Genomic DNA, 15,380 nt, shown 5'->3' on the forward strand with positions numbered 1-15,380 from the left:
CAAGACGGGCCGGGGCCGTGGCGAGCCGGGGCCGTGGCGGACCGAGGCCCCTCACCCCCGGGCGTGCGCCGCCACCCGTCGCCGATGCCGTGCGACGCGCTCACGATTCCCGCAGACCTCACTGGAACACCAACGCCGGCGCCGCCCCCGGGAGGTGTCCAGATACACCAGCGGACAGTCCTCCCCTTCGCACACGCGTACGGCGGCCAGGGCGACGGGATCGGTGAGCAGCTCCACGGCGTCCCGAGCGACCACCGCGAGCAGCCCCGCGCACTCGACCGGCACCGCCAACTCCCGCACCAGGGTGCCGTCGTCGCGGAGTACGGCGCGGGGGGCGGGGGTGGCGGCGCGGGCGGCGTCGTTGAGCCGGGCGAGGGCACGGGGGCATGGCGCGGCGGTGTCGTCGGGGCGCAGGCTGACGCCCAGGTCCCGCCGCAGCCGCCTGAACTCCGGCAGCCACGAGGGGCCGACCCCCTCCAGCGACGTACCGGCCGGCACCAGCCCCGCCCCCACGATCCACGCCCGCAACGCCTCGACGGAGTCCAGCCGTTCGGCGGGGTGCGTGGTGGCGAGGAGATCCAGACAGATCCGCCCGGCGTCGAAGCGCGGCTCGAAGGGGGGCGTGGCCGTACCCAGTGCCATGCGCCTGTCACCGCCTAGCCAGGAACCGTCGGGGGACCATCCGGTCACTCCCCTCCACAGTGCCCGCCGGGCCGGGGCCCCGGAAGCCCTCGCGTCGGGATCGGGGCAGTGCGGCATCGACCGGTTCGGGGAACGGGTCGCGAGCCCGAGGCGATCAACCTCCCGGAGCCCCTGCCTACGGCACCCCGCACCGATACCGTTGCATCAGTCCTGTGCCTGGGAGGGAGCGACGTGGAACGCCGGGAGTTCATGCTCACCTCCAGCGGATACGCGCTGTCCGCACTCGGCCTGCCCGACATGGACGGCATCACCCGCCGGACCAGGACCGCTCTTCCCGGAGCCGTCCGCGTCGGCCGGGGCGAGGTGGCCGCCGTACGCCACATGGTCAAGGCCCTCGGCGACTCGGCATCCGAAGTCGGCGGAGGGCACGCCCGGCACCTGGCCGTCCGCTCCCTCACCCAGGACGTCGCCCCCTGGCTTGAGGGTCGCTACACCGAAGCCACCGGCCGTGATCTGTTCGCCGCGGCCTCCCAGCTCGTCCACCTCGCCGGCTGGATGGCACAGGACGAGGGCGACACCCCTGAACTCCGCGGGCTCGCCCAGCGCTACTACGCCCACTCCTTCCGCCTGGCCGCCGAGGCCGGCGATCCGGAGCTGTCGGCGACGGCTCTCCGTGGCCTCGCCGTGCAGTGCGTCGACCTCGGCTACCGGGCCGAGGCCGTCCAACTCGGCGAAGCCTGTGTGAACTACGGTCGGTACCTCGACAACCCGCGTGCCGTCGCCTACTACGAGGCCACCCTCGCCGACGCCGCCGCCCAAGACGACGACCGGCGCATGGCCACCAAGCACCTCGCCATGTCCGAGACCGCCATCGGCAAGCCGGCCACCGCGGACGGCGACTCCTGGGCCGCCCACTACTCCCCCGGCCGCTGGGCCCACGAGTCGGGCATGATCCTCTCCCGCCTCGGCGACCTCGACGCCGCCGAGGAACACCTCCATCTGGCCCTCGACATCCACGGCCTTGACCGTCGGCGCACCCGCGCCATCGTGCTGGCCGACCTGGGTGGCGTACGGCTGCGCCAAGGCGACGTCGACGGCGCCCTGGCCACCTGGCGCGACTTCCTCGACCACGCCGACGGCGTCCGCTCGGTCAAGGTCCAGGCCGCTTTACAGGACATGCGCGTCCGCCTACGCCGATACGGCGGGGTCCCGGAGGCCCAAGAGCTTCGCGAGCGGGCGACGCGGTTCGCTGTCTGATCCAGACGTCCTCCAAGCGTCGCTCGGACGTCAGTGAAGCGCCGTCACGTATTCGGCGAACGGAACGGCATGGGCAAGGGCGAGGCGTTGCCATTCCAGGTATGGAGCGATGTCTCCGGTGAACGGTTCTCGGTCACGGAGTGTGCCGTCGGACCGGAAGTGCAGGTGCACGATCCGCGCTTCGTCGAACATCCACCAGTCGGTCCCCGAGAGGGGCAGACCGTGGTCGTCCCGCGTCACGTCCAGGACGCGGATGTCCTCGCCGGCCGCGATGTTGCCGGGAATCCCCCATGCGAACTGATAGCGCTGGTAGTCCGTCAGCGGCTGTCGCACGATCCGGACCCGGCCGATCGTCCGCCCCGAGGCCACGAAGCCGCGCACGCGCTCATGCCATCGTGCGTTGTGGTCGGCAGGTTTCGGTTCCCCGCGTAGGAAGCGGGCGATGCTCCCCGCCTCGCGCGGCATGGTGTACGTCGGCTGGGCTTCGAAACGCCATGCCGACCGTTCGTATCCGTCGAACGTCCTGCGCCACTCGTCAGCGTCCATGGGCTTCAGTCTGCCGGTGAGCCGTGTCGGTTCGCTGCGAGACATCGAACTCCTTGTCCCGTCGCCCCCTTCGGGCTTGCCACGAGATATCCGGTTGGATCAGGCGAGCCGGTAGTCGGCGTGCGGAACGGCCAGCGACCACACGGCGGCGAATGCCTCCGCGCACAGCTTCACCGTCACCGGGTCGTCCGTGAATTCTTCGTCATCTACCGCTAGTTCCCCGTCCCCGCTGAAATGGTGGAAGACCACCGTGCCGCCGTCGAACAGCCAGAAGTCGTTCCCCGGCAATGCCAGCCCGGACGCCAGACGGCGGGGCAGCCAGCGGACCTGTTCGCCCGCCGCCACGGTCGGGTCGGTCAGATGGTGCTCGAACCTGATGTAGTCCGAGACCGGCTCCGACACGACGCGCGCCCTCCGTACCTCCACCCCCTGCCCCACCAGATCGGCGATCAGCCCTAGCCACGGCCGCCGGTCCGGGTCACTGTCCGCCGGGTCGTTCCGGACACCCTGCTGCCAGGCGCCGAACCGGGGATCGGAGCGCATGTACCCGTCACGCATCTCCAGGTGCACGGCGAGGTGGGTACAGCTTCGGAGCCGTTCCTCAAGCGTCGGTAAGGTCAATGCTGTTGACCTCCGGGTTGGTGTGGACGGTGGTGGGAGTAGCCATCTCAACGCAGTCGGTGGCTTCCTCCCTCGCGTTTACCGGTGATGGAGCAAAGACGATCGGTCCTGGTGGCTGTGTCCGGTCAGTGGGTTCAGCGTTGTCCGGGCCATGGGGGCTTCGCCGTGGATCGTGTCGGATGACCTGTGGGAGCGGATCGAGCTGCTCCTGCCCAAGTGGGAGAGGCGGTTCAGGTACCCGGGCCGCAAACCAGTTCCGGACCGACAGGTGCTGTGCGGGACCCTGTTCGTGCTGCACACCGGTATCCAGTGGGAACACCTGCCCCAGGAACTCGGCTTCGGGTCCGGTATGACGTACTGGCGCCGGCTGCGGGACTGGAACAAGGCCGGCATCCGGCAGCGGCTGCACGAGGTCCTGCTGGCCGAGCTGAATGCCGCCGCCCGCCTCGACTGGTCGCGGGCGGTCGTCGACTCCAGCCACGTCAGGGCGCCAAAAGGGGGCTCCACACGGGCCCGTCGCCAGTCGACCGGGGACGGGCCGGCTCCAAGCACCACCTGATCACCGACGGCCACGGCACCCCGCTCGCGGTCATCCTCACCGGCGGCAACCGCAACGACATCACCCAGCTCATACCCCTGCTCGACGCCGTCCCGCCAGTCCGCGGCAGACCCGGACAGCCCCGCCACAAGCCCCAGTCAGTCTTCACCGACCGAGGCAACGACCACGACGTCTACCGCGACCAGGTCCGGGCCCGCCGGATCCTCCCCGTCACCGCCCGACGCAGCACACCCCACGGCAGCGGCCCGGGCGTCTACCGGTGGGTGGTCGAGCGCACCCTCGCCTGGCTCCACGGCTTCAAACGACTCCGCATCTGCTGGGAACGACGGGCCGACATTCACCAAGCCTTCCTCAAGCTCGCCTGCTGCCTGATGACCCACCGCCAGATCAACTCATTGTGTTAGGTCTTCTAAGTCTGGATGGGACAGGCCAGCCCGGGCATCGAACGGTTCGGAGAGCAGGTCACGAGAGCGACCGACAGGTAGCAGGGCCGCTCCAGATAGATGCCGAGGGACACGTCCCCGCCGGAGGCTAACCGCTCGATAGCAGAGCCACCCAGTCTCGCCAGTCGGACAGGATCCCGTTCCTGATCCGTGGCAAACCGATGCGCGAACTCTCCCAACCGCTCCCCCATCCAGGCGGCGGCCTCCTTGGGCTCCCGCCAGGTGCCGCGTACCAGTGATGAGGGCTTGATCAGCCAGTACGCAGTTTCCAGAGGCGGCAGGTCGACGGTCGGGAACGCGGCGGCGACCTCTCGGTACCGCCGGAACAGCCGTTCAGCCGACGGGTCGTCGGTAACCCACGAGGGTGGAGGAACGGAATATGGGGGCCGCCGCAGGGCTTCATTGTCGAAGGCCTCCTTCGGCCCTGCCCATAGGTAGCCGTGGTGGTGCACCGGGGCTCTCGCTTCGAGGAGTGCGGGCCGGGCTCTGATACCCCCCAGGGCCCGGCCAAGTAGTGAGACTCAGACGCTCAGTCCGAACCGCGCCGGGTCGACCCCAGCGGCGGCCAGCTCTGCCGACGTGAACCTCAGCGGCTCCAGTTCCGGACGCTTGCTGTCGCCCAGCGCCCAGGCGTCCTCCCCGATCCGTGCAAGCACGAGGCACCCTTCGGTGCAGGGGCCGCCGCAGGCCTGGACGAACTCCACGGTGTTGATGTCGATGACGTACAGGTCGGTGGCCTCGCGCATGTGTGTCTCCTGGCGAATGTGAGGGGTGGAAGTGCTACCGCCTTGAACTACCGGTTGCCTGAACGGATCGACGCCCTCTTTCCGGCAACGGACTGGCAGGCCCAGGCATGTGCGTACACGACGGCACCGGCGCCCGTCGCACCGTGATGATGGATCTCCTCAGCCTCTTCCTCTGGCTGTATCGGCTCGCTGCAACGGCCGCAGATCACCGGGTATGAGGCGGGCGGTGTCGTCATGCGCCGACCATAGAGGTGGCGATTGTGGGCATGTGCGCTGATTGCGAGGGATTGTCAGTACGGTCAGTGTCAGTGCCGGATGTTGCTCAGGAGAGGGGGATTCCCGCCCTCGCACGGGCGATCAGGCGGTGCGCCCGATGGTCGAACACCGCCGACTCGCGCATCAGATCCCACACTTTGCGGTAGTACGTGACGTCGTCCACAGCGTCGAGCCACAGTTCGGCGTTCCACGTGTCCGCGACGACGAGCCGCTCGTCGATGAGCCAGAAGCCGTGCTTCGGCGAGAAGGGAGTGCGGGCGGCGAGCGGGATGATGCCAAGGGTGACAGTGTCCAAGCCGATGAATCCGCTCAGCCGGTTGAGCTGAGCGGCCATGGCTGAGGGAGAGCACCTGAAGACATGGAGGGCCGCCTCCCAGAGCAGCACGTGGAAGTGGCGCCCGGGGTCGTACACGGTCTCCTGACGCTTCATCCGGGCTCGTACGCCTTCTTCGATGTCACGCGGCGTACCAAGACAGTCGGAGACGTCGGTGAGAACGCCGCGAGCGTAATCCGGGGTCTGAAAGATGCCGGGGATGATTGCCGACTCGAAGATGTGGATTGTCTTCGCCTGCGCCTCTTGCAAAGCGTGCCCCGCTTGCACGGCTCGATGACCGGCGGCGAGTTGCCGCTTCCAGCTACGGTGCGCTGTCTCCAGCCGCCGAATTCCACTGACAGTGCGCCGCAACTCGTCTGTCACGTCGCGCTGCCCGGTGGCTTCGGCCCATGCCTCGACGTCCGCCGCCGTGGCCGTCTGTTTGCCGGTCTCCAGGCGGCTGACCTTAGACCGCTGCCAGCCGAGTCGCTGGGCGATCTCCTTGCCGTTCAGGCCAGCCTCGGTACGCAGCTCGCGCAGCCGCGCACCGAGGGTTTCTCGGGCCTGCTGGTAGTCGGTGCTCACACGGTCGAAGCTACCTGCGCGGCGAACTCATCACGCTTGATGGCGTAGTGCCAGGCCGCTTCCCTGATCTGGCAGAACCGCACGATGCGGTCGGGGTCCTCGACCAGTTCCGCCCCGAGGTATTCGTCATCGACGTCGAAGTGGAGGACCAGGGCGCGGCGGGCGTCAAAGAGCCAGAAGTCCACGGAGGGCAGTCGGAGCCTTTCGGCATCCGCTCGCCGTAGGTTCCTGATGTCCTCGCCAGCCTCATTGTTGCCGGCCGCGCTCGCGAGCAGGAAGAGCTGCTCCGGGGTGGGCGGAGTATCGACAACCCGTACCCGTTCGATCCGCTTACCCCGCGCCGTCTGAGTGCGGACGTTGGCGCACCACGGCCGCTGCGAATCGTCCGGCACCGTGCCCGTCTCCAGGAAGCTGCGGTACTTTTTGCCGATGCGGTCGGAGGCGTAGCCACTGCGCGTCTCCAGCCGCCAGGCCGAGTGCTCGAACGACTCGAAGTACGAGCCGAAGGTGTCATCGTCGATGAATCGCGCCACGTCGCCTACTCGGTCGGAGCGAACCGGGTGAGCAGGTCACGCGGAATACGCACGAACGACTCGCCATCGAGGACATTCTGTAGCTGGGCGATTTCCTCAGGGTCGTTGACCGTGTACCCCTGGACGACGATGTCCCCGGAGACAGTGTCCTCATACAGAGTGGGGCACTTCCCGTCGTCGCTGGTGGTGCCGAGCATACGTAGGTTCATGGCCATGGCCGTTCTCCCTCTCGTGCCGTGGACGGTGATCCTCAGGGTGCAGCGAATGGGGAGGATCCGCAGGAAGATTGCTGGAAGTTGCGCAACCGGTCATGGGTTGTGGTGTGAAGTGGGCGCCGTGCGGTGAGCGGTGCGGATCACCCGTCCCCGTCTCCGTGCTCCGAAGAGGCCGTAGCGTCCAGCGCCAGGCGGCACCCCCGTTTCACCACCGTCTGGATCAGCTCCGCAGCGCCCAGGGACGCGCGGAGGCGGGCCACGGCCGCTTCCACCGCGTGTTCGTCCCGGCCCGGGCCGGGGAGGGCGCGGAGCAGGGTGGGGCGGGAGACGACCCTGCCGGGGTGGTGGGCCAGGGTGCGCAGGAGGGAGGGACATGCCGGCCGGGGAGAGGGGTTTCAAGGTGCCGTCGAGCAGGGCCGCGTGGCCCCGGAGCTGGATGCGGTGACCGGCTACCGGGAGCGTGCGGGAGCGGCTCGGGAGTTCCTCGCAGAGGAGGTGGACCAAGGGGCCGAGGCCGTTCCGGTGGGGTGGCGTCAGGCCGTGGGCTTGGAGGGGGAAGGACGTCGCCGGGGCTGTGCAGAGCGGGAGGACGTCGTGGTCCAGGGTCGAGAGGAGGGCGGCGAGCAGGCCTCTCGTCTCCGCCCGGGCCAGCAGCGACGCCGCCGCCGGTGCGCTCGTGAAGGTCACGGCGTCCAGGCCTCGGGTGAGTGTCGCGTCCAGGAGGCGGTCCAGTGGAAGTGGAGTGATGTCCGGCGGGGCGGTGAACCGGCGGGCCGCCACGCCCTCCGCCGGCAGGGCCGGCCCGTGCAGGACAACCGCACCTCGTCGGCGCAGGAGCGCGTCCAGTTCGTCAGGACCAGTGGGGCCAGGACGGTCGGCCACGGCACTCTGCGCAGCGCCTTGAGGAGGAACGGGGAGAGCAGGACGAACCAGAGGTAGGCGCGGATGTAGCAGAGGGGGCCCGCCAGTTCCGCGCTCCAGTCCTCGCCGAGGACGCCGTGCACGCCGCCGAGCCCCTCGGCGTACGGCGGGTCGCTCAGCGGCAGGAGCCAGAAGCCGAGGTGCAGCCACCACCAGCCGGGGTGGCCGTCGGCGTCCGGTCCCCAGCCCTGGAGCACCATGCCGGTCACGCCGACCGCGCCGAGCAGCCACAGCGGCGGCAGCGGCAGCGGCAGCGGCAGCGGCAGCGGCAGCCCATCAGGTGGTAGAAGACGACCTGGAAGAGGGCAACGGCGCGCAGGAAGTCGAAGTAGCGGTCCCGATTGCTCGATTGGCAGTGGCCCCTGCACCTGTGTCTTCGGGGCCGGGCCGATTCCCTGTGTGGTCATCCGACCCGCCCCCCCCGGCCGACACCGGCCGCGGCCCCGCCCCGGTGCCCGGCGGTGCGGCCAGTGTTCCCCGTCAGAGACGGCCTTGGGGAACATCGGTACAGCCGTTGGCGCTGAGATTGATCATGGGGTCTAGCTGCGGATCTCCGTGTTCGGGTGAGGCTGGGCCTGGAGACGGTCGCGGAGGTCGATCTCCTCGGGGGTGAGCGGGTCTTCTGACCGGCGGATGCGGACGTGCTTGGGCCGCAGCGGCGGGCCGTCATCCGCCGCAGCCTCCTCGACTTCGGCCAGCGCCCGGTAGAGCGAGGCGACCGAGGGGCTTTTGCCTGCGTTCTTCCCGGTCTTGATGATCAGCTTCTTCGCGATCTCGGGAATGGGGACGCCCTTGTCCTTGAGCGCGACGGCGAAGGTGAGCATGTCGTCGTCGATTACCTTCGGCCGTCCGCCGTGGTTGCCCTTGGCCGCTGCGGTGACCTGGCCTTCGAGTGTCTTCTCCCGGATGTAGTTGCGCTCGATCTGCCCGGCAACGGCGAGCACGGCGAAGAACATGGCGCCCATGCCGTTGGGGTCGTAGATGCCGGTGAGCGGGCCGGTGAGGAGTTCGAGCTGGATGCCGGCAGCCTGGAGTTCGGCGGACAGTGTCATCAGCTCGGCGGCGTTGCGCGCGAGCCGCTTGAGCTCGTGGACGGTGAGAATGACCGGCGTCTCGGGTGCGGCTTCTTTGAACTGGCGGGCTAGCGCGAGCGCCTTCTCCAGCTCGGGCCGCACCTTGATGCGGGTACTGATCTGCTCCTGGAAGACCTTGTGGCACTCCGCGCGGTGGAGGGCTTCGAGCTGGCTCGCCAGCTCCTGGCGGGCGGTCGAGGTACGGGCGTACCCGATCCTCACCAGCCGCTCGGTGCGGGGCGCGGGCACGAGACGGCGAGCGCGGGCCCCTGCTTCCACACGCGGCCGGGGAGCCGGTCGGCGGGCACGGGGATCTCCAGTTCCTCGCGGAGCGCGGGGACGAGGACGAAGCGCGGGGTGTGGTACTTCGCGGCGGTCTTCCCGCCCCGGGTGCGGCAGGCGCTGCCGGCGGGTGCGTCACAGTTCGGGCAGTCGTGACGCTCTACCGCCAATGCGGCCTGATCGGGCGTGAGGTCCATGGCGGCAGCCTCTCAGAAGTGCCTCGCACAACACGTCGGTTTCGAGAGGGCTTTTGCGAATGGCGACCTGCGGAGACGTGATCACTGCCGGGGCTCTCGCAGAACTCTCACAGATGTTCATTTGTGAGAATGCCGAGAAGTCGAACATGCAACCGGGCGGCGCCCGATCGGAGCCCCTTGCCGGGCGTCACGTCGCGGCGAGGACCAACCTGTGTGCTCAGGCGGGCTGACGGAGCGCGCTGACCAGTGCGCGCGGGTCGTCGGCGTGGAAGCGGATGGTGTGGGCCTCTTCCATTGCGCCGAGCGGGCGGGTAAAGGGGAGTGGCCGGTTCAGCTCCAGGGTCACCGAGGTCTGGCTGCCCACTATGAGGTCGAGCACCCCGTCCTCGGAAAGGGTGATCAGGCCGCCTTCGGGATAGCGCCGGTCGACCCGGACCGAGGCGACCGCGTCCGGCGGTACGGCGAAGTCGAAGAGGGCTCCGTAGCGGATCCGCAGAGAGCCGTCGGGGCGCACGACGTGCGGCCGGGTGACGCAGGCGGCGTGCAGGGCCAGCACGAGGACGACGCCGTACAGGTCGAGTACCAGGATCACCCGGTGGACCACCGGCCAAGGGATGAGGAAGGCCAGGACCACCGTCTCGATGACCATCACGAAGAGCAGCCCGTACATCATCGCGGTCTGGGGCCCGGTGTACGCGGCAGCGTGGTCCCCGGGGCGCACCCCGTGCGTGCCGCGCCGGACCCACCGCCCCAGGGAGGCGAGGGCGCGCAGTTCGTGGAGGACCAGGCGGCGGACCGGCACCGGCACCGCCTCCTGTACGGCAGCTCGCCGCGCCGCCCGGCGGTCTGCGCCACGGGCGCGCGCGGCGACATACAGCGAGCGCAGCACCCATGCCTCGAACAGCAGCACCACGAGCACCAGCGCCTCGGCGCCCGCCAGCGCCCAACCGGGCGGCCGGAGCCCAGCCACCAGGCAGGCCGCCAGGGCCAGTTCCCCCGGCAGTACGGCGGCGACCGCGACCCGCGCCGCCCGTACGCCCCTTGGTCGGCCGTTCATCCCCGGCCCCTCTCCATGAACGCGTCCATAAGTCGGCCCACGACTTCCGCTTGCGCGGGGGTGTACTCGGCGAGCAACGCCTCCTTGAACCCGGTCACGACCGCCCCGTCCTCGGGGATTGCGGCGAACAGCTCCTCGGGGACGGCTGCCATCAGGTCAGCTGCCAGAGGTGCGATCCGCGGATCGTCGGCGGGGGCTTCGGCGAGCGCGTCGAGGCGCTCATACAGTTCGACGACCGCGGGATCGGCGACCAATGTTCCGAGCAGCGCGAAAATCTCTTGGCTACCGGAGCTGGTGGCGTCCATCAGCGTGAGGTACTCGCGGTCCTTGGCCGCGCTCGGCGAGTCTGTCCTGGGGGCCTGTGCCAGCAGCGCGGCGAGGGCGGGTGAGACGGGCCCGGTCGCGCCGGGCGGCTCGGCGAGCAGGGCGCTGAGCCGGCAGCGGCGCTCCCGGATGTCGGCTTCCTGGCGGGCCAGGTCGGCGTCGAGTTCCTCTAACACCTCGGCCAGTTCGCGTCCGGCATCATCGGCGAGGGCGTCGCGCACTTCATCTAGGCTGAGGCCGAGTTCGGTGAGTCGGCGCACCCGGGCCAGCAGTACGGCGTCGCGGACGCTGTAGGCCCGATACCCATTGGGGCGCCGCTCCGGTTCCGGAAGCAGCCCGACATGGTGGTAGTGCCGGATCGCCCGGGTGGTAAGCCCCACGAGCGCGGCGATCTCTCCGATTCGCATGCCGCCAGTAGAAACCCTGCCGTTGCGTCAAGGTCAAGCGCTGAAAGTCTCGTCGGGCGCACAACGATTCGAGCGCGTCTACACACCGGAGTGATACGTCTTCGTCAGCGCACGTATCTGGCCAGAGTCCGCTCCCGCTACCCCTCGTCGTCCTCGTCGTCCTCGTCGAGTTCGACTGTGTCTGGGTCGCGAAGCGGGCGTAGGGCGCCGCCAGCCGGGGTCGAGGCGGTAAAGCTGTAGCGGCCCAGGACGTTGAGGTTGCGGTGCTTGAGCGGGGAGAGGCGGGCGATGTCCTCGTCCCGGATCCCGTGTCCCTCGGCACGGAGGTGTACGACGGCGGCGTCGATGTACCGGGTGGTCCAGAGCACCACGGCGTTGAGGACCAGGCCCAGTGAGCCGAGCTGGTCCTCCATCCCGTCCCGGTACGCCTGATGGATGGTGCCGCGCTTGCCGTGGCACACGTCGCGGGCCAGCTTGTGCCGGGACTCCTGCACCGTGAGCTGGCGGTTCATCTGGCGGCGGTAGGTGTCGTCGACCGGGTCGACGACGCGGAGCAGGTGCTCGGTCTTGGCGATCCGGCCGTATTCGGCGAATGCCTGCCCCAGCGGGGTCGGGTGGCCTTCGCGGCCGAACATCCGCAGCAGGTCGTAGGCGCGTACCTGATTGGTGACCAGGGAACCGGCGACCCGGAGGTGACATCCCTCCGGAGCCGGAGTTTCGAGAAGGTCTGGGTGCCGCTGTCCGGCATTCCCGGGCTCCGGGTCCCTGATGCCGGTTCGGGCCATACGGGTTGGGTGTTTTCAGGCCGGTTCTGCACGTGCGTACATCCCCCCACGGGACAGTTCCGGGCGCGCAGACGGACCCGGGTACCCGTCGACCGGACCAGGCCCCCACCCGGCCCGGGCGCCCCCCTCGTCACACTGTGCCCGGAAGCCAGAACCTAGCGTATTCGGGGGAGCCACGTCCGCCATGTCTCATATTTGCTTACTCATCATGTGATCATCCCTGGCTGGAATCCACCCACTCACAGGCCGCACCAGCCACTTCTCCGCGCGAGAGAGTTCGGCCGCCGCCCGGCGCAGCGCGTCCAGACCCGGATGTGCCAGCCCCTTGCGCCAGACCAGCGAGACGGGCGACAGCGGGACCGGGGCGACCAGCGGGCGGCGCACGGTGCGGGGCAGCGCCGGGAAGTCCACGACGGCCAGGACCGGGTTGCGGGTCTTGGCGATCATCCGCTCGAACTCCTCGTCCCCGACGGCCAGCGGCAGCGGCGCGGCCAAGCGGACACCGTGCTCCGCGAAGAGACCCCGGGCCAGGTCGGTCCACTCCGGTGTGCGCGGGTTGCCGGCGCCCGCGTAGACCTCCTCCCCGGCCAGCGCGCCCACCGGCACCTCCGGCAGGCCGGCCAGGGGGTGGTCCTCGGGCAGGACGACGGCCATCGGCTCGTACCGCACCGGCTGCTGCGCCAGACCGGCCCGCAGCGCCGGGTCCAGGCCGGCGAAGCGGCCGAAGGAGGCGTCCAGGCGGCCGGCCAGCAGCTCGCCCGCGGCTCCGGTCAGGCCGCTCTCGTAGCGGGCCATCAGCTCGCAGTCCGGGGCGAGTTCACGCGCCCGGTGCAGCACCCGGCGGCCGGTGGCCAGGCCAGGCGAGTTGAGGTCCACGAGCAGCGGGCGGGCCTGGCCGAACGCGGCGAGCAGATCGTCCTGGGCGGCCAGCACCCGCCGGGCGTGCGGCAGCAGCCGCTCGGCGTCGGCGGTCGGGGTCACCTGCCGGGTGGTGCGCACGAACAGCTCCACGCCCAACTCCCGCTCCAGCCGCCGCACATCACGGCTGAGCGCCTGCTGGGCGACGTACAGGCGGGCGGCGGCCCGGGTGAAGTGCAGTTCCTCGGCGACGGCGACGAAGGCGCGCAACAGCCGGGGGTCCAGGTGGGAGGGCGCGGGCATGGCGGCGAACGTACCGCATTCACAACGGCGGTGCGTCAATCGGCGCCGAGCAGGTGTTGGACCCGGTGACCGGCGCCGGGCGACCGTGGGCCCATGCCCCAGCAGACCTCACCGCGCCCCGCCGACCCCGCCCTCCGTACGACCGTCCCGGCAACCGAACCGACGGGCTACCGGCGCCTGTTCGCCCTGCCGGGCACCCGCGCCTTCACCGCCGGGAACCTGCTCGCGCGGCTGCCCGCCGGGATGTTCGGTGTGAGCGCGGTGGTGATGATCGCTGGGTCCCGGGGCTCGTACGCGCTCGCCGGTGCCGTCACCGCGACCGGTCTCGTCGCGACCGGCCTCGCCGGGCCGTGCATCGCCCGGCTCGTCGACCGGCACGGGCAGGCCCGCGTCGCCCTGCCCGCCACCGCGGTCGCGGTGCTCGGCAGCCTCGCGCTGCTGCTGTGCGTACGCTACGACGCCCCCGACTGGACCCTGTTCGCCGCCTACGCGGCCACCGCCGCGACTCCCAACACCGGCGGCATGTCCCGCGCCCGCTGGGCCCATCTGCTGCGCGACGACCCGGGCGCCCTGCACACCGCGAACTCCTTCGAACAGGCCGCCGACGAGCTGTGCTTCATGCTCGGACCGGTCCTCGCGTCCTTCCTGACCGGCACCTTCTTCCCGGAGGCCGGCACCCTCACCGGGGCGGTGCTGCTGCTGTCCGGGATGCTGCTCTTCACCGCCCAGCGGGCGACCGAGCCGCCGACACGGGCGCGCTCGAAGGCGCCGTCACCGCTGCGCGCCCCGGGCGTCCCGGCCCTGCTGGCCTGCTTCACGGCGACCGGCGCGGTGTTCGGCTCGATGGAGGTCGGCACCCTCGCCTACGCCGACGCGCAGGGGCACCGGGCGGCGGCCGGCGCGGTCCTCGCCCTCCAGGCGGCGGGCTCGTGCGCGGCGGGCCTGGTCTTCGGCACGCTACGGCGGGCCCGCCCCCGGCTGACCGTCTGCCTGACGGCGATGGCGGCGCTGATGACCCTGCCCTGGCTCGCCGCGCGCCTCACCGGCTCACTCCTGGCCTTGGCGGCGGCCCTCCTGGTGGCGGGCATGGCCACCGCGCCCACCATGGTCACGGCCATGACCCTGGTCCAGCACCGCACCCCACCCGACCGCCTCAACGAGGGCATGAGCCTGGTCGTGACCGCCCTCCTCACCGGCATCGCCCTCGGCTCGGCGACAGCCGGCTGGACCACCGACCACACCTCCCCCACCTGGACCTACGCCCTACCCCCCACGGCAGCCACCCTGGCCCTGGTCCTGGCAGCGCTGCAACCCGCCCCGTAAGGGGCGCGGGGAACTGCGCGACCAGCCACGACGCACCCGCAGCCGAGAACGCAACAACAACAGCCCCGCCGCTGAAAGCGACGGGGCTGTTGCCACATGGGGTCGAACCCCCGGAGGGGCCTGGTGGAGATGGCGGGAATCGAACCCGCGTCCAACGGTGCGGAATCAGGGCTTCTCCGTGTGCAGTCCGCTTCGCTTTTCTCGGCCCCGGAGATCACGCGGACAAGTCTCCGACGGGCTCAGTCACTGTGTGGTTTCCCTCTTCACCCCGTGACCGGGATCAAGGTTTAGTTCCCTAGCTGATGCCAGGATCCGGGTCGGGAACAGCCCCGGGCTGACACTTCGCAAGTCGCTACTTAGGCAGCGAGGGCGAAGGAATCGCGCTTGGTGTTGGCGATTATTTTTTTCGGCCGGTGGTTTACGAGATCATGGCCGCTTCCTCGACACGCTTCCCCTGCTTCGACAGCCGCTGTCGAAACCGATCATCCCCATGTTGTTTTTTCAAGGTGCGCACCGGCCGGAACCAGGTGCTGACGCCATCGTACGGGAACAACGCGGGCCGGTGCCAGCGCATTCCCCGGCGTCGGCGGCGTCGGCGGCTAGCCGCGCTGCTTGCGGCGGATCGCCGACATCGTGCGCTCCGCCTCGCGCCGGTCCTGCTTCTCCCGCAGGGTCTGGCGCTTGTCGTACTCCTTCTTGCCCCTGGCGAGCGCGATCTCGACCTTGGCCCGGCCGTCCTTGAAGTACAGGGCGAGGGGCACGATCGTGTGACCCGTCTCCTGGGACTTGGACTCCAGCTTGTCGATCTCCACGCGGTGCAGGAGCAGCTTCCGCTTGCGGCGGGCGCTGTGGTTGGTCCAGGTGCCCTGGCTGTACTCGGGGACGTGCACGTTGTGCAGCCACGCCTCGTGGCCGTCGAGCTGCACGAAGCCGTCGACCAGCGAGGCCCGCCCCTGGCGCAGCGACTTCACCTCGGTGCCCATGAGGACCAGTCCGGCCTCGTAGGTGTCGAGGATGTGGTAGTCGTGCCGCGCCTTCTTGTTCTGCGCGATCAGCTTGCGCCCTGTTTCCTTAGCCATAGTGCCGACCATTTTGGCACTACACCGGGGGTGCG

General features: G+C 69.9%; 17 protein-coding genes, 1 other RNA gene and 2 pseudogenes. 3 read left to right on the forward strand and 17 right to left on the reverse strand.

Features of this window, described 5'->3' with window-relative positions; genetic code table 11:
- Positions 1-51: 51 nt before the first annotated feature.
- Positions 52-642 (reverse strand): CGNR zinc finger domain-containing protein, encoded by a 591-nt coding sequence (locus NX794_RS15130; RefSeq protein WP_258779041.1) that lies wholly within the window; start codon positions 640-642, stop codon positions 52-54.
- A gap of 108 nt (positions 643-750) precedes the next feature.
- Here NX794_RS15130 and NX794_RS15135 point away from each other — a divergent pair, with 108 nt between their 5' ends.
- Positions 751-1,899, forward strand: coding sequence for an NsdA family TPR-like regulatory protein (locus tag NX794_RS15135; protein WP_487416676.1), 1,149 nt, complete (start codon positions 751-753; stop codon positions 1,897-1,899).
- Positions 1,900-1,929: 30 nt separating this feature from the next.
- Here the strand turns inward: NX794_RS15135 and NX794_RS15140 are convergent, their stop codons facing one another.
- Complete coding sequence (locus NX794_RS15140) at positions 1,930-2,445, reverse strand: DUF6879 family protein (RefSeq protein ID WP_258779043.1); 516 nt, start codon at positions 2,443-2,445, stop codon at positions 1,930-1,932.
- A 99-nt stretch (positions 2,446-2,544) separates the two neighbouring features.
- Complete coding sequence (locus NX794_RS15145) at positions 2,545-3,066, reverse strand: DUF6879 family protein (protein ID WP_346434227.1); 522 nt, start codon at positions 3,064-3,066, stop codon at positions 2,545-2,547.
- A 151-nt stretch (positions 3,067-3,217) separates the two neighbouring features.
- Here NX794_RS15145 and NX794_RS15150 point away from each other — a divergent pair.
- Positions 3,218-4,029 (forward strand): IS5 family transposase gene (locus NX794_RS15150; RefSeq protein ID WP_258779044.1). Its coding sequence is split into 2 segments (ribosomal slippage): positions 3,218-3,541 and positions 3,544-4,029, totalling 810 coding nucleotides; the frame shifts between segments, so codons are not numbered across the junction.
- 5 nt (positions 4,030-4,034) lie between these two features.
- Here the strand turns inward: NX794_RS15150 and NX794_RS15155 are convergent.
- From NX794_RS15155 to NX794_RS15215, 12 genes and pseudogenes are all read right to left on the reverse strand, one after another.
- Positions 4,035-4,520: a hypothetical protein gene (locus tag NX794_RS15155; protein ID WP_258779045.1), complete on the reverse strand. Its 486-nt coding sequence runs from the start codon at positions 4,518-4,520 to the stop codon at positions 4,035-4,037.
- 69 nt (positions 4,521-4,589) lie between these two features.
- On the reverse strand, positions 4,590-4,814 hold the full coding sequence (locus tag NX794_RS15160) for a DUF397 domain-containing protein (RefSeq protein WP_258779046.1): 225 nt from the start codon (positions 4,812-4,814) through the stop codon (positions 4,590-4,592).
- 322 nt (positions 4,815-5,136) lie between these two features.
- Positions 5,137-5,988: a helix-turn-helix domain-containing protein gene (locus tag NX794_RS15165; RefSeq protein WP_258779047.1), complete on the reverse strand. Its 852-nt coding sequence runs from the start codon at positions 5,986-5,988 to the stop codon at positions 5,137-5,139.
- Positions 5,985-6,521, reverse strand: coding sequence for a DUF6879 family protein (locus NX794_RS15170; RefSeq protein WP_258779048.1), 537 nt, complete (start codon positions 6,519-6,521; stop codon positions 5,985-5,987). The genes NX794_RS15165 and NX794_RS15170 overlap by 4 nt, the downstream gene beginning before the upstream one ends.
- A 5-nt stretch (positions 6,522-6,526) precedes the next feature.
- Complete coding sequence (locus NX794_RS15175; RefSeq protein WP_258779049.1) at positions 6,527-6,736, reverse strand: hypothetical protein; 210 nt, start codon at positions 6,734-6,736, stop codon at positions 6,527-6,529.
- Positions 6,737-6,876: 140 nt separating this feature from the next.
- Positions 6,877-7,582 (reverse strand): annotated as a pseudogene (locus NX794_RS15180) (winged helix-turn-helix domain-containing protein); the annotation flags it as partial.
- Between the two features lie 614 nt (positions 7,583-8,196).
- Positions 8,197-8,952, reverse strand: a complete 756-nt coding sequence (locus NX794_RS15190; protein WP_258779050.1) for a recombinase family protein — start codon at positions 8,950-8,952, stop codon at positions 8,197-8,199.
- Entirely contained in the window at positions 8,949-9,209 is a 261-nt protein-coding gene (locus NX794_RS15195) for a zinc finger domain-containing protein (RefSeq protein ID WP_258779051.1), read from the reverse strand. The genes NX794_RS15190 and NX794_RS15195 overlap by 4 nt, the downstream gene beginning before the upstream one ends.
- A 217-nt stretch (positions 9,210-9,426) precedes the next feature.
- Positions 9,427-10,266 carry a hypothetical protein gene (locus NX794_RS15200; RefSeq protein ID WP_258779052.1) on the reverse strand — a complete coding sequence of 280 codons (840 nt, stop codon included), beginning with the start codon at positions 10,264-10,266 and terminating at the stop codon, positions 9,427-9,429.
- Complete coding sequence (locus NX794_RS15205) at positions 10,263-10,997, reverse strand: MerR family transcriptional regulator (protein WP_258779053.1); 735 nt, start codon at positions 10,995-10,997, stop codon at positions 10,263-10,265. Before NX794_RS15205 ends, NX794_RS15200 begins: the two co-directional genes overlap by 4 nt.
- A gap of 137 nt (positions 10,998-11,134) precedes the next feature.
- A pseudogene (locus NX794_RS15210) lies at positions 11,135-11,686 on the reverse strand (Tn3 family transposase); the annotation flags it as partial.
- Positions 11,687-11,971: 285 nt separating this feature from the next.
- Positions 11,972-12,943 carry a LysR family transcriptional regulator gene (locus tag NX794_RS15215; protein ID WP_258779054.1) on the reverse strand — a complete coding sequence of 324 codons (972 nt, stop codon included), beginning with the start codon at positions 12,941-12,943 and terminating at the stop codon, positions 11,972-11,974.
- Between the two features lie 93 nt (positions 12,944-13,036).
- Here NX794_RS15215 and NX794_RS15220 point away from each other — a divergent pair, with 93 nt between their 5' ends.
- Positions 13,037-14,266, forward strand: a complete 1,230-nt coding sequence (locus NX794_RS15220) for an MFS transporter (protein WP_258779055.1) — start codon at positions 13,037-13,039, stop codon at positions 14,264-14,266.
- 121 nt (positions 14,267-14,387) lie between these two features.
- On the opposite strand, the gene ssrA is transcribed toward NX794_RS15220, so the two are convergent.
- Together ssrA and smpB are read right to left on the reverse strand one after the other, a co-directional pair.
- Positions 14,388-14,756: a transfer-messenger RNA gene (gene ssrA / locus NX794_RS15225) on the reverse strand.
- 109 nt (positions 14,757-14,865) lie between these two features.
- On the reverse strand, positions 14,866-15,345 hold the full coding sequence (gene smpB / locus NX794_RS15230; RefSeq protein ID WP_258779056.1) for an SsrA-binding protein SmpB: 480 nt from the start codon (positions 15,343-15,345) through the stop codon (positions 14,866-14,868).
- Positions 15,346-15,380: the final 35 nt, after the last annotated feature.

This window comes from Streptomyces pyxinicus (assembly GCF_024753135.1).
Lineage (GTDB): Bacteria > Actinomycetota > Actinomycetes > Streptomycetales > Streptomycetaceae > Streptomyces > Streptomyces pyxinicus.

Bases quoted from the DNA above. Each gene is read 5' to 3' on its own strand.
- NX794_RS15205 (WP_258779053.1), bottom strand. From the start codon at position 10,997: ATGCGAATCGGAGAGATCGCCGCGCTCGTGGGGCTTACCACCCGGGCG.
- NX794_RS15200 (WP_258779052.1), bottom strand. From the start codon at position 10,266: ATGAACGGCCGACCAAGGGGCGTACGGGCGGCGCGGGTCGCGGTCGCC.
- NX794_RS15160 (WP_258779046.1), bottom strand. From the start codon at position 4,814: ATGCGCGAGGCCACCGACCTGTACGTCATCGACATCAACACCGTGGAG.
- NX794_RS15130 (WP_258779041.1), bottom strand. From the start codon at position 642: ATGGCACTGGGTACGGCCACGCCCCCCTTCGAGCCGCGCTTCGACGCC.
- NX794_RS15215 (WP_258779054.1), bottom strand. From the start codon at position 12,943: ATGCCCGCGCCCTCCCACCTGGACCCCCGGCTGTTGCGCGCCTTCGTC.
- NX794_RS15140 (WP_258779043.1), bottom strand. From the start codon at position 2,445: ATGGACGCTGACGAGTGGCGCAGGACGTTCGACGGATACGAACGGTCG.
- NX794_RS15220 (WP_258779055.1), top strand. From the start codon at position 13,037: ATGCCCCAGCAGACCTCACCGCGCCCCGCCGACCCCGCCCTCCGTACG.
- NX794_RS15195 (WP_258779051.1), bottom strand. From the start codon at position 9,209: ATGGACCTCACGCCCGATCAGGCCGCATTGGCGGTAGAGCGTCACGAC.
- smpB (WP_258779056.1), bottom strand. From the start codon at position 15,345: ATGGCTAAGGAAACAGGGCGCAAGCTGATCGCGCAGAACAAGAAGGCG.
- NX794_RS15175 (WP_258779049.1), bottom strand. From the start codon at position 6,736: ATGGCCATGAACCTACGTATGCTCGGCACCACCAGCGACGACGGGAAG.